The sequence below is a fragment of the Mucilaginibacter metallidurans genome, from assembly GCF_003286435.2.
Taxonomy (GTDB): Bacteria; Bacteroidota; Bacteroidia; order Sphingobacteriales; family Sphingobacteriaceae; genus Mucilaginibacter; species Mucilaginibacter gossypii.
This window is the reverse complement of sequence record NZ_CP043449.1, coordinates 791,012-804,918: the sequence shown is the minus strand read 5'-3', so window position 1 is coordinate 804,918 and position 13,907 is coordinate 791,012. Positions and strand designations below refer to the sequence as shown.

Genomic DNA, 13,907 nt, shown 5'->3' with positions numbered 1-13,907 from the left:
CATATCGCTTGTACACGTCGTCGACTATATAAGCACCAATGAACTACTGAACAAATGAACCGATGAACTACTTCAGAAGCGGGTCCCGTTCTTTGGTAAAATGCTTATAAACCATTTTATCTAAAAATGCCGGTATAAATTTACTCAGGGCTACAGTAAGTTTGCCCTGGCCGGTGAGGGTTAACGTGCGTACCCTGTTTTCAATGCCATCAACAATATGTTTGGCCACCTCATCACTGCTCATCATTTTTTGTTCTTCAAGGGTGCTCTCGCCTTGCTGTTTGCCTTCGCTGTTCAAAGCGGTATTGCGTATGTTTGATGCCGTAAAGCCGGGGCAGGCTGTTAATACATGCACCCCCGTTTTAAGGTTTTCGATCCTTAATGAATCTAAAAACCCGTTCATGGCAAATTTTGATGCCGAGTAACCTGAACGGCCGGGCAAACCTTTATACCCCGCTATAGATGATACACCTACTATACTGCCTTTGGTTTTAGTAATTTCGGGCAGGGCATATTTGATGCAGTTAACCATTCCCCAAAAATTAACGTCCATCACCTGTTTTAGCACATCCACTTTCACATCCTTAAACAGGGCACGCATAGTGATGCCTGCGTTGTTGATCAATACATCAATTTTACCAAAAGTAATAAGGGTTTGTTTAATGAGCTGGGCGCAATCATCTTCATTGGTTACATCACACTGTACTGCTAATGCTTTGATTTTATATTCCCGCTCAAGCTGTTCGGTAAGCTGGCAAAGGGTAACATATTGCCTTGCCGCCAGTACCACATTGGCGCCGCGTTTAGCACATTCATAAGCAAGTGATTTCCCGATGCCCGACGAGGCGCCGGTGATGATTATGATCTTATCATTTAACTTCATACGAAGGAGGAATTAGCTGCGGGATGCCTTCCACCTTAAGTTCGGGCACCTTAAATAAATATTTGGACGCGAAGATAATCATAGCCCCATAATATTCCTTAATGTGTGCCCAGCTAAATTTAACCTTGTTTTGTATGTTAAAATTGATGATATATGTTTTGGGGAAATAGTAGTTTTTAAACCCGGCGAGCCTGATCCGGTATGAATAATCAATATCATAACCATAGGTATGAAAACGCTCATCCATTAATCCTACCTGGTTAAGCGCCTCTTTACGCAGCAGCATAAACGCACCGTTGATGATATCCGATTCGGAGGTTTGAAATTCTTCAACCCAATCTTTACTTTGCGGGCTGGTAAGCCTTGATTTTGAAAAATGTTTTGCCAGGCCGGTTAACTTGAAAAAGGTTTCCCAGGGCTTGTTGAACCCACGTTTTGATTCTTTTAAAAATTTGCCTTCAGGAGTTATCATACGTACCCCCAAACCACCGGCGTCGGTATGCAGATCCATAAACTCAAGGGCTTTTTCTATGGTCTTCTTGCCTGTAATAGTATCCGCATTGACCAGTAAAATATACTCGCCTGCAGCCAGTTTAAGTGCATGGTTATATGCCCGGGCCATGCCCTCGTTTTTATCGCTGGCTATTATCTTTACATCCGGAAATTCAGTATTTAACATGGCTATTGACTTATCAGCCGAAGCATTGTCGACCACAAAAACCTCATGACTAACGTCCTGAGCAGCCCTGACCGCTGCATTCAGGGCAATTCTGAGCAGGTTGCAGGTATTATGGCTTACAACAACTATAGATAGTTTCATGCTATTTAGATAGTGAATTTTCGTACGGAACGCGGGTAGCTATGGAACGGCCCAAAGTTATCTCATCTACGTACTCTAATTCACCACCAAAAGCTATGCCACGAGCTATAGTTGTGATGGTAATATTGAAATTTTTTAATTTTTTATGAAGATAGAACAAGGTTGTGTCACCTTCCATAGTGGCGCTGAGGGCAAAAACCACTTCTTTAACCTCGTTATCTGTGGTTGGCTTAAGACGTTCGACCAGCGTATCCACCTGTAAATCTGACGGCCCAACGCCATCCATCGGCGATATTAAGCCGCCCAGCACATGGTAAACGCCATTAAACTGATTGGTATTTTCAATAGCCATTACATCGCGGGTATCCTCAACTACGCAGATAAGGCTGTGGTCGCGGCGGTGCGATGAGCAGATCTCGCAAACCGGCTGGTCAGAGATATTATGGCAAACCCGGCAAAACTGTATTTCGTTGCGAAGTTTGGTTACCGCGGTACTGAAACGTTCAACATCCTGCTTATCCTGGTTAAGTAAATGCAGCACCAAACGAAGGGCGGTTTTTTGACCTACCCCTGGTAATTTAGCAAATTCGGCTACAGCATTTTCCAGCAATTTGGACGAAAAATTCATTGTGCGAAGGTAGGGAATTTAAGTCGGAAGTCCGAAAGTCGGGGGAGCCGGAAAGCCCGGAAGTTGGGGAAGTCCGAAAGTTGGATGTTTAGATTTAGAAAATTTAAAGCAGAGAAGTTATGATTGGCAAATCTTACAATGTATTTGTATTTTGCAAAAAATCCTCCGGACTTTCGGACTTACCGGACTTACGGACTAAATAAAAAATCTTTCGGACTTCCGGACTTTCCGACTTCCGGACTAAAAAAACACCTATGTCGCCAGGAGTATTATTGTCATTCATCATCGGTTATTTTTTGGTATTGCTAATCATCTCGTGGCTTACATCAAAAAAATCTTCGGATAACGATACCTTCTTTGTAGCCAACCGAAATTCCAAATGGTATTTAGTTGCCTTCGGGATGATTGGTACGGCATTGAGCGGGGTTACTTTTATCTCTGTTCCCGGTAAGGTTGGCACCGATGATTTTGCCTATTTCCAGTTTGTGCTGGGCAACGCTGCGGGCTTTTTCATCATAGCAACGGTATTACTTCCCTTATATTACCGGCTTAAACTCACATCCATTTACAGCTACATTGAAGGTGCTTTGGGCGTTTGGAGCTATAAAACAGCTGCTGCTATATTCCTGGTGAGCCGGGTTATCGGCTCTGCATTCAGGTTATACCTCGTGGTTATCGTACTGCAGAAGTTTATTTTCGACAGCTACCATATTCCCTTTGCTGTTACGGTGCTTATTTGTTTGCTGCTCATCTGGTCGTACACCTTTAAGGGAGGATTGAAAACCATTATCATTACCGATAGCTTGCAAACGTTTTTCCTGGTAACGTCAGTTTTCCTGTCGATATATTTTATTTGCCAGAGCATGCACATGAATATTTTTGAAGCTGCCGAAACCATCAAAAACAGCAGCTACTCCAAAATATTCTTCTTTAATGATTTTATGAGCAGCAAGCTGCATTTAGGTAAACAGTTTTTAGGCGCCATGTTTATCACTATCGGTATGACCGGGCTTGACCAGGACCTGATGCAAAAAAACCTTAGCCTTAAAAATATCAAAGAAGCGCAAAAAAACATGTTCAGCTTTGTTGGCGTTTTCGTGATTATTAACATATTTTTCCTGAGCGTAGGCGCTTTGCTTTACATGTACGCTGCCAAAAACGGCATCAACGTTACTAAAACCGACTATCTGTACCCTACTATCGCCCTGCAATATTTAGGGCTTGTTCCGGCTATGATATTCATGCTGGGCTTAACAGCTGCTACCTTTGCCACTACCGATTCGGCACTTACAGCGCTCACCACCTCTTTTTGCGTAGACTTTTTAGGTTTTAACAAGCGCAAGGATGTGAATAGCAAAAAAATGGTGGCCGTACGTCATTGGGTACACATTGCTTTTTCGGGGCTGATGTTTTTAACCATCATCATATTTAACGCCATTAATAATGATGCTGTAGTTAGCGCCATATTCACCGTGGCATCATATACCTATGGGCCGCTGCTTGGCCTTTATTCATTTGGCCTGTTTGTAGGCAACAGGCAGGTAATGGATAAACTGGTACCCTTCATTTGCATACTCTCTCCTGCTATATGTTATTTTTTAAATGCCGAATCAAAATCAATTTTAGGCGGATATGTTTTTGGTAACGAACTCATCATTGTAAACGGCTTAATTACATTTATTGGGCTGTGGGTTACTTCGAGTCCGAAAGTCAGGGAAGTCCGTAAGCCGGACAGCCCGGAGATCGGATAATTAAAAATTTAAACAACAATAAGCTGAAACCAATTTTCTTTTTACTTTGCATTAATTAAAATAAGATAAAACTTCCGGAATTCAGACGTCGGACTTCCGGACTAAAAAACAAACACCTACGGACTTTCGGACTTTCCGACTTCCGGACTAATAAAAGGCTATGACCGGAGAAGATAAAATAAGACAAGCTTTCGAGAACAAAAACTGGCAGGAAATTAAGGTTACCGACTCCTGGCAGATCTTTAAAATAATGGCCGAATTTGTTGACGGCTTTGAAAAACTGGCCAAAATTGGCCCGTGCGTATCCATCTTCGGGTCGGCACGTACGCATACCGATAACAAATACTACCAACTGGCCGTAGAAACCGCCCGCCTGCTTACCGAGCATGGTTACGGTGTAATATCAGGCGGCGGGCCGGGTATTATGGAAGCTGCCAACAAGGGCGCCTATGAAAACGGCGGTAAATCGGTAGGTTTAAACATCGAACTCCCATTTGAGCAGTTCCACAATAAATATATCGACAGGGATAAGATCATGGAGTTTGATTACTTCTTTATCCGTAAGGTTATGTTTATGAAATATTCGCAGGGTTTTATCATTTTACCCGGCGGCTTTGGCACTATGGATGAATCGTTTGAGGCCATTACCCTTATCCAAACAGGTAAAATTGCCCGTTTCCCAATCATTTTTGTTGGAGTTGAGTACTGGAAAGGCCTGTTTAAATGGGTTGAAGAAAAAATGCTGAACGATCAGCACAATATCAATCCCGACGACCTGAACCTTTACCGCGTGGTTGATACCGCCGAAGAAGCTGTTGAGCACATCACCCGTTTCTATAACAAATACGTGCTTAAGCCAAACTTTTAACAGGCAATACAATAAAAAAATGCCGCTCCAGCAGGGCGGCATTTTTGTTTGATATAGTTTTAGGTTTGCAATCAGCTATTTCATGTTTTGTTTTGGCGTAGCGGCAACCTCCGCGGCAACCGGCGCTTTTGCCATATCAACCATTGTGCTCAATTCATCTACCAACCCTTCTGCCGAACCACCAAAACCCACAACTTTAAAGCGGATATTGCCGTTTTTATCGATGATGAACTTGGTTGGAATGCCGGTTACTCCAAATTGTGTTACCACTTTTGATTGCCTGCCATCGCTGCCTTTTTCATCTACCAGCACGTTAAAGGTGTAATTATTATCTGCAATGAATTTCTTTGCGCCATCGATATAATTATCGCCGTTTTCCCAGGTATCAATAAACAGGAATTTCACATCCTCATCATCCTTATATTTATTTACAGCCATTTGCATCCCCGGAAAAGACGCTTTACAAGGGCCGCACCAGGTAGCCCAAAAATCAACTATAACAATTTTGCCTTTTAAGTCGGCCAGCGAAACGGTTTTTCCCGCAAAATCTTTAAGGGCAAATTTGGCAGCAGGCTCGTTGATCATTTGTTTAGCCACTTCCTCTTTCTTCTTATTTTTTGCAATAGCCGATAAACCAGCCAGGTATTGATCATAGCCTGCTTCATTGCCTTTTAAGCCCACATAGGCTTTTTTTAACTCGTCTGTTAAAACCGGAGAAACTTTAGCTGCCTTAAATGCGCTCTCAATTACATCTTTTGATTCGGCATATTTGCCAAGGGCATTTAAAATGAGTACGTAATGCTCGTTGGTGATCGGGTCATTATCCTTGCTGCTTATATAAACCTCCTTTTGATATTTAAGAGCCTCATCATATTTTTTCTCTTTATATAAAATGAAGGCGTAACTATCAGCATACATGTTATATACGTCCTTATTTTGCTTTTGCACGCTCTTTACCGACATAAACGGCGAAGCCTCGGGATGCTTCATTTTTTCAGTAACGATGTCCAATGATTGTTTTGATAGCTTTTCAGCCTCATCAAGTCGCTCATCTTGTTGAGCCCAGCCATAAGCTATGTTGTTATAGCTGTTTGCAATGCTTGATTTATTTTGGACTTGTGCTGCATAAGTATTAAAAGCAGCAGTATTGCCATCAGTCAGAAAGCCGGTAGCCAGCTGCCCCCTTATGTAATCGATCCGTGAGCCCTTATCAGTAGCCATAGCCGGGAATTTGGCTATATATGCCTTATAAAGCGAATCTTTTTTGTGCATGTCCTTCTCGCGCATCATAGCAAATTCCGCCTCGTTTTTTACCGATTCGCCATTAGGATACTTAGTTTTGATGATCTCTCCCAATGAATCGGCAGAGGCTTTTTGGCTTCGCCAGTTCAGGATATTGGCTGCAAGGATCAGGTCTTTCTCCACCGTGCTTTTTTCAAGCGATTGAACCTTGGCGTTTAACATAGCTGAGGTAGCCGGGTCTTTTTTCCTGGCCAACAGGTAGTAATAATTAAACTGATAAGGTTTTTCGGCCTGTGGGTTAGTATCGTATTCCTTTTTAAACAAGGCCAGGCCTTCTTCAGAGTCGGTTTTTATTTTGGCAAAATTACTGCCAACACCACTCGCCAATATGTAAGCTTTTGCTTCATAAGCACCCTGAACAGGTTTTTTATCTTTATAAACTAAGTATACGTACCCTTTGTCATTATTATTATCAATATCACCGTTACTAAAAATCTTTACAAAAAAAGCTTTCGCTGCGGCAGGAATGGTAAAATCACCGGAAAGTAAAGTGCCATTAGGTTTTAGTTCGATGTCGGCTGCCGGGTTATCTTTCCCATCAATGTAATATACCTCTGCGCTGATATCCTTTTTACCGGCAACAGGCGTACCCTCCGGGTCATAAGTAATTTTAACTTTTTCGGTTGCCGATGGATAACTATCAGATAATGTAAGATGGTTACTTTGTGCAAAAACACTTTGCACTGCCAGCAGCGCCGGCAATAGCAGCATTGATTTGTGTGGTTTCATAGGTTTAACTAATTATATAGTTCAAGTTAAATACAAATTATTATAAATACAATTATTTTAACAATTATTAACGTTAATAATTTATTTTGCGCCATGGATAAGTCCGCCAAGAATAAACCCCAGGGAGCTTTAGGCTTTATATTTGTCACTTTACTGATTGATGTGGTAGGCTTAGGGATCATCATACCCGTATTACCCAAACTGATTGAAAAATTGATCCACGCCGGATTGAGCGAAGCTTCGTTGTATGCCGGCTTTTTAACGCTGGCCTATTCGGTAATGCAGTTCCTTTTTTCGCCAATGATAGGCAACCTGAGTGATAAGTATGGCCGCCGCCCGGTTTTGCTTTGTTCCTTACTGGGTTTTGGCATTGATTATTTGTTCCTTGCCTTTGCACCATCCATATGGTGGCTATTTTTAGGCCGGGCCATTGCAGGCATTACCGGCGCCAGCTTTACCACAGCATCGGCCTATATAGCAGATGTAAGTACTCCCGAAAAACGCGCCCAAAACTTCGGTATGATTGGCGTTGCATTTGGCCTTGGCTTTATCATTGGCCCTGCCATTGGTGGTGTACTGGGTAAAATGGATGTTCAATATCCATTTTTCGCTGCCGCAGGTTTGGCCTTTTTGAACGCTCTCTATGGTTTCTTCATCCTGCCCGAATCGCTGGATGAGGCCCATCGCCGCCCCTTCGATTTGAAAAGGGCAAACCCGCTTGGCTCATTGCTGCAGCTTAAAAAATATCCGTCGGTTATGGGTTTGGCCCTATCGCTGTTCCTGGTATATTTTGCCGGGCAGGCTGTACAAAACGTTTGGACATATTTTACTTTCGAAAAATTTAAATGGGGCGAGGATACTGTTGGCTATTCTCTCGCCTTTATAGGCCTGATGATAGCGCTGGTACAGGGCGGCCTGATGCGCCTTATCCTGCCCAAATTGGGCATGGAACGTTGCATTTGGGTTGGCTTGCTGCTATATAGCATCGGCCTTATTCTTTTTGCTATGGCAACCCACGGTTGGATGATGTTTGCATTTATGGTGCCTTATGCCCTTGGCGGTATTGCAGGCCCCGCGTTGCAGGGCATTATGACCAACCAGGTACCAGCCAATGAACAGGGCGAACTTCAGGGTGGCCTAACCAGCCTCATGAGTTTGAGCGCCATTTTTGGCCCCTGGGTAATGACCACTTTATTTTATTATTTCACCAACGATAAAAGGCCCTTCTTTTTTCCGGGAGCCCCCTTTATTTTAGGTGCAATACTGATGTTGATAAGCGCGTTGCTTGCTATCCGTAATTTCAAAAACGTGAAGAAAACCTCAGCAAAGGATGTGGATGCCTTAGCAACATTGCATTGATCATTTATTTTTTTGTATATTATAGATAATTAACATGCTTATTTAAAGCAAATACAAACTATAATAATTAATACAATGGCTTACATTATGGTAGATATAGAAAGTGACGGTCCAATTCCGGGCGATTATTCTATGATCTCGTTTGGGGCGGTGCTGGTACAAGACGGCCTTAAAGAAACTTTTTACGGGCAGTTGAAGCCCATTTCTGAAAATTACATTCCAGAAGCGCTGGCTGTATCCGGACATACCCGCGAGGAAACTTTAAATTTTGATGATCCGGCAAAGGTGATGAATGATTTCGCAGCGTGGTTAAAACGGGTTTGCCATGATAAACCACATTTCATCAGTGATAATAATGGTTTTGACTGGATGTTCATCTGCTGGTATTTTCATCATTTTACAGGCGACAATCCTTTTGGTTTCAGCTCGCAAAACCTGGGCAGCCTGTACAAAGGCATAGTAAAAGATATGTTTCAGAACTTTAAACACCTGCGCCAAACATCGCACACACATCACCCGGTTGATGATGCCAAAGGCAATGCAGAAGCATTGCTTACCTTAAAACATGAATATGGATTGAAGATAAAGCTGTAATATAATCTGAAATAAAACTTTTGACCTGCTTAAACCTTTATCATTATTAATGAGCGCCAAACCTAAAAAACATACCGCCGCCTTAGGGTTTATTTTCATAACGCTTTTTATTGATGTACTTGGTTTAGGCATCATTATACCGGTAATGCCCTCGCTGCTCGAAAAGCTGGGCAATATGGATGTAAGCACCGCTGCGCAATATAATGGCTATTTAACGTTCACGTACGCCTCCATGCAGTTCCTATTTTCATCACTATTGGGTAACCTGAGCGACAGGTACGGGCGCCGGCCTGTATTATTAAGTTCGCTTATTGGCTTTGGGATAGATTATATTTTTATGGCCTTTGCTCCTACTGTGGCCTGGTTATTTATCGGCCGTGCCATAGCAGGCTTTGCCGGTGCCAGTAATACCACGGCGACCGCTTACATTGCCGATATCAGTACAGGTAAAAACCGGGCGGCAAACTTTGGTTTAGTTGGGGCCGCGTCCGGGCTCGGATTTATTATTGGTATAGGCACGGGGAGCTTTTTGGGTGCATTAAATGTACGGTTCCCTTTTATGCTGGCGGCCGGTCTGGCGCTCCTGAACGCGGCGTATGGCTATTTTGTATTACCCGAATCATTAAATATCAAAAACCGCAGGCGCTTTGAATGGAAGAAGGCTAATCCCATCAGCTCATTACGCAGCCTGTCGCGATATAAATCCTTAACCGGATTGATCGGAGCATTCTCGTTGGTTTATATCGCCCAAAAAGCTGTTGAATATGTGTTATCCTTTTACGTAACCGAAAAGTTTGACTGGTCGCTGAAAAGCATTGGCTTTTTAGGGTTCTTCATCGGCATTGTGCTGGTAGCCATACAGGGAGGACTGATCAGGTTTACCATTCCTAAATTCGGGCAGGAGAAAAATATCGTAGCCGGCTTACTATTTTACACCATCGGCTTAACCCTCATTGCTTTTGCCAACCAGGGTTGGATGATGTATGTGTTCATGGTACCTTATTGCCTTGGCGGTATTTCGGGTCCTTCACTTCAGGGTATGATTACCAGTACAGTATCAGCTAAAGAGCAGGGCGAATTGCAGGGCTCATTGACCAGTATCAGTAGTTTAGCAGTAATCATCGGCCCCCTGTTAATGAGTTCGGTGTTTCATTTGTTCACCCATCGTAATACTTCAACCTATTTTCCGGGCGCTCCATATATTTTGGGTGCGATTTTAATGCTAATAGCTGTTTTTTTGGCAGTGAGAAGCTTCAAGAAAGCCAGGGTGACAGATTCAAAACAGGTGGAAGTGTTGCCGTAGGAACACGCAAGCCCCACCCAACCCTCCCCGGAAGGGAAGCTTTAAGAAAGTCTCCCTTCCGGGGAGATTTAGAGGGGGCTAATCCAACCCGCTCACCCCGCCAGATATCACAAACTTCATCACATCGGCTGCACTCTTATCCATCGGTTTTACCTTATCGGCAGCAATGATGATCACCTGCCCTGCAAACGAGTAGGAATATGGAAAATACACAGCCACCTCGCCGGGCAAGCCAATCTTTGCCAGGTCTTTCTGAACCAGGAAACCTATCTTTTTTAAACCGAACTCATTAACCTCAACCAGTACCGGTTCGTTGAACTTTTTCTCTTCGCCAACAAAGGCTTCTGTTAAATCTTTTATCGACGAATACAGAAACGCGAAGATGGGCAAACGTGCAAACCACCGCTTAAACCAGGCTTTAATTGGTTCGGTGATTACATTAGTAACCAGTACCCCCATGATCATGATAACCACTACCACATTCAGGATCCCCAAACCCGGGATATACATGTGCTTCCCGGTTTTATCAACCCAAAGATCACTCAGGTTAAGCGCCTTATCAATGCTGGCCACCGCCCAGTACATCAGGAAAATAGCTGCGCCTACCGGTACAACCACCAACATCCCTTTTACAAAATACCTGAATAATGCCCGCGCTAACCTGTTCATTTTAAGCCCTGATTTCTACTCGTAAAAGTACACTCTTTTAAATTGATACAAAATTGAAATCAAAAACCGTACTTCCGGAACGGAGAAGTAATGTTTCATTTTGCTTAAATCTTATCTTATTCCTTGCTTGGCCTTTTTTTACTTCATTTTACCCTTTTTTAAAATGTCGAAAATTAAATTCTCGTAAAAAAAATTCAAACATTATTATGTGTACATAAGCATGTAAAACAACTTCCTTACGCTTCGCTATAGACGGGTAGAATTTTATTAATGACGTTGGAATTTGTAAATTGCCGCTATGGATTCGCCTATAGTATTTTTCATTATTGCAGTGGTGCTTATTTTCGCAATTTACAAAGGGGCTATATTTTTATTAAGTTTACTTCCTGATTCGTCTTTTCGAACCTTCACACAATCTGCATCCGGCAAAGTTCTCGTTGGTTTTCTTTCGCCAATAATCATTTGGCTGATATTTGTATTCTTTGCGATTAACGTCTTACATATTCAATGCTAACCTTAAGGCTCTACTCGTAAAAGTAAACTCTTTTTACCCTTTGCGAAATATTGGTTAATATTTCATAAGGGATGGTACCTATCTGCTTTGCCAGTTCTTCAATGCGCTGGTGCTCATCAAAGATGATCACCTCATCGCCTTCATGCACATCAAGGCCGCTCACATCCAGCATGCACATATCCATAGTGATGTTGCCCACGGTAGGCACAAGCGTGCCTTTCACCAGCATTTTACCCACGCCTTTACCAAAGGCACGCAGGTAACCATCGGCATAGCCAATACGAACAGTTGCTATTTTCCCGTCTTTAACAAGGCTCCCACTTCGCCCGTAGCTGATTGTGTCTCCTTTTCCAATCTTTTTAACCTGGGCAACGCTGGTTTTTAAACTGGCTATAGGCTGCAAGCCCGCATCAGATCCCGGCACCGACGAGTCGATTCCATACAATCCTATCCCCAATCGAACCATATCATAGTGTGCCGAAGGCCAGCGGATAATGCCGGCAGTATTGCAGATGTGCTTGATCACCTTATAACCCAGTGTGCGCTCTATTTCTTTAAAAGCCTTTTCAAAACGCCTGATCTGCTTTTTGGTAAACTCATCGTGTTCCGGACTTTCGCTTGCTACCAGGTGCGAAAATACCGATTGCACCCGTACGTAACGGTTGACCTCCAGCATATCGCACAGGGTTTCTATCTCGTAATTTTCAAAACCCAGGCGATGCATACCGGTGTCAATTTTAAGGTGTACCGGGTAACCGGCAATGCCTTGTGCCGAAGCATAGCTCACAAAATCATCTAATAAACCAAAACTGTAAATTACCGGCTCAAGCTTATATTCGGTGAGCTTATCAAATGCCGAAGCTTCGGGGTTAAGCACTTTGATGGGCAGGTTAATCCCCGCCTGCCGTAAAGCTACCCCCTCATCAATATAGGCAACCGCCAAATAATCAACCTTATTATATTGCAGCATATTGGCAACCTCAAAAGTGCCGCTGCCATAGCTAAAAGCCTTTACCATAGCCATCACTTTTACGCCCGGCTTAAGCTTTGATTTATAAAAGTTAAGGTTGTTTAGTAAGGAGTTCAGGTTGATCTCCATTACGGTTTCATGCGCTTTTTGGGCCAACGCGCGGCTCACCTGCTCAAACTCAAAACTGCGCGAACCTTTGATCAGGATGGTTTCATCTTTAAAATTGAGCACTTTTAACTGTTGCAGCAGAGTGGCTGTATCGGCATAAAAATGTTGTTGGGCTATGTCAAAATATTGCTGATGGCCGAGCAGCGCCTCCCCTACGCCAACAAATTTATCAATCTTTTTGGCCCGGATCAATTCGGCCACCTGTTTGTACAGCACATCCTGCTGCAGCCCCGATTGATAAATATCCGACAGGATCAGCGTCTTTTTTTGATGTTGATTTTGCTGCGATAAAAAGTTAAGCGCTATCTCCAGCGATTGCAGATCCGAATTGTATGAATCATCAATAACGGAACAGTTGTTTACGCCGTTTTTTAGCTCTAACCGCATACTTACAGGGGAGAGGCGCTCGATGCGCTTATCCGCCTCTACAGCACTGTAGCCTAAAGCCAGCATAGTAGCCCAACAGGTAATGGCATTTTCTATCGAGGCCTGGTCGGTAAAAGGAACGAGGCATTCTATTTCTTTACCCTGGTACCGGGCACGAAAGTAATAATTTTTAGAGATCACCGTCTCGCTGAAAACATACAAATCAGCTTCACGGAACTTACGACTCCAGGTAAAGGTTTCTTCAGCCGCGATATCTCTTTCATAACCGATTAGCTGATCGTAATTATGGATTAGCAGCCGGCTGTTTTTGAATAGGCCAAGTTTTTCCAGGAGCTTTTGCCTGGGCGATTCAAAGCCCTCGTCATGCGCAGGGCCTATGTGGGTGAGTACCCCTATTTCGGGCTTAATGATAGCTTCCAGCTTATTCATCTCGTTTACCGTGGAGATGCCCGCTTCAAAAATGCCCAGTTCGTTCCGGTCGTTGATTTGCCATACGGATAACGGCACGCCAATTTGCGAATTATAACTTTTAGGGTTACGTACAATATTTTTATCGGCCGAAAGCAGCTGGTAAAGCCATTCCTTAACTATAGTTTTGCCGTTACTGCCCGTAATACCAATTACCTCCAGCTTAAAGCGGCTGCGGTGATAGGCCGCCAGTATTTGCAGGGCAGCCAGTGGATCTGGTACGATCAAAAAGTTGGCGCCGGGCAGGTTAAACTCCGGGCCATGTTCTACCACAAAATTGCGCACACCGCCTGCATAAGCTTCGGCAACAAACTCATGGCCATTGCGTCTGCCGCTCAGGGCAAAAAACAAGCCTTCGGCAGGGTTGTTGATCCGGCGGCTATCGGTAAAAAGCGCACTGATGGTATATTCTTCAACGATGTTTCCATCTGCCTTGATGATCTTTTTTATAGCGCTTATGGTGTACGGGTTAGTTGGCATGCTGCTAATTTGGA

General features: G+C 43.4%; 11 protein-coding genes. 5 read left to right on the top strand and 6 right to left on the bottom strand.

Features of this window, described 5'->3' with window-relative positions; translation table 11 throughout:
• Positions 1-67 precede the first annotated feature (67 nt).
• The 3 genes from DIU38_RS03545 to recR are packed head-to-tail and all read right to left on the bottom strand — an operon-like array spanning position 68 to position 2,331.
• Positions 68-883: an SDR family oxidoreductase gene (locus DIU38_RS03545; protein ID WP_112654521.1), complete on the bottom strand. Its 816-nt coding sequence runs from the start codon at positions 881-883 to the stop codon at positions 68-70.
• A complete protein-coding gene (locus DIU38_RS03540) occupies positions 870-1,703 on the bottom strand; it encodes a glycosyltransferase family 2 protein (protein WP_112654520.1) in 834 nt (277 codons plus the stop codon). The genes DIU38_RS03545 and DIU38_RS03540 overlap by 14 nt, the downstream gene beginning before the upstream one ends.
• A 1-nt stretch (position 1,704) precedes the next feature.
• Entirely contained in the window at positions 1,705-2,331 is a 627-nt protein-coding gene (gene recR, locus DIU38_RS03535) for a recombination mediator RecR (protein WP_112654519.1), read from the bottom strand.
• Between the two features lie 254 nt (positions 2,332-2,585).
• On the opposite strand from recR, the gene DIU38_RS03530 reads away from it, so the two are divergent.
• Entirely contained in the window at positions 2,586-4,082 is a 1,497-nt protein-coding gene (locus DIU38_RS03530; protein WP_112654518.1) for a sodium:solute symporter, read from the top strand.
• A gap of 160 nt (positions 4,083-4,242) precedes the next feature.
• Positions 4,243-4,950, top strand: coding sequence for an LOG family protein (locus tag DIU38_RS03525; RefSeq protein ID WP_090533093.1), 708 nt, complete (start codon positions 4,243-4,245; stop codon positions 4,948-4,950).
• 75 nt (positions 4,951-5,025) lie between these two features.
• Here DIU38_RS03525 and DIU38_RS03520 read toward each other — a convergent pair whose 3' ends face one another.
• Positions 5,026-6,981 carry a redoxin domain-containing protein gene (locus DIU38_RS03520; protein WP_112654517.1) on the bottom strand — a complete coding sequence of 652 codons (1,956 nt, stop codon included), beginning with the start codon at positions 6,979-6,981 and terminating at the stop codon, positions 5,026-5,028.
• Positions 6,982-7,074: 93 nt separating this feature from the next.
• On the opposite strand from DIU38_RS03520, the gene DIU38_RS03515 reads away from it, so the two are divergent.
• From DIU38_RS03515 to DIU38_RS03505, 3 genes are all read left to right on the top strand, one after another.
• On the top strand, positions 7,075-8,340 hold the full coding sequence (locus tag DIU38_RS03515) for a TCR/Tet family MFS transporter (protein ID WP_112654516.1): 1,266 nt from the start codon (positions 7,075-7,077) through the stop codon (positions 8,338-8,340).
• Positions 8,341-8,415: 75 nt separating this feature from the next.
• On the top strand, positions 8,416-8,934 hold the full coding sequence (locus DIU38_RS03510; protein ID WP_091174464.1) for a 3'-5' exoribonuclease domain-containing protein: 519 nt from the start codon (positions 8,416-8,418) through the stop codon (positions 8,932-8,934).
• A 49-nt stretch (positions 8,935-8,983) separates the two neighbouring features.
• On the top strand, positions 8,984-10,237 hold the full coding sequence (locus DIU38_RS03505) for a TCR/Tet family MFS transporter (RefSeq protein ID WP_112654515.1): 1,254 nt from the start codon (positions 8,984-8,986) through the stop codon (positions 10,235-10,237).
• A gap of 78 nt (positions 10,238-10,315) precedes the next feature.
• On the opposite strand, the gene DIU38_RS03500 is transcribed toward DIU38_RS03505, so the two are convergent.
• Entirely contained in the window at positions 10,316-10,906 is a 591-nt protein-coding gene (locus tag DIU38_RS03500) for a DUF502 domain-containing protein (RefSeq protein ID WP_112654514.1), read from the bottom strand.
• Between the two features lie 524 nt (positions 10,907-11,430).
• On the bottom strand, positions 11,431-13,893 hold the full coding sequence (locus DIU38_RS03495) for a bifunctional UDP-N-acetylmuramoyl-tripeptide:D-alanyl-D-alanine ligase/alanine racemase (protein WP_112654512.1): 2,463 nt from the start codon (positions 13,891-13,893) through the stop codon (positions 11,431-11,433).
• Between the last annotated feature and the right edge of the window lie 14 nt (positions 13,894-13,907).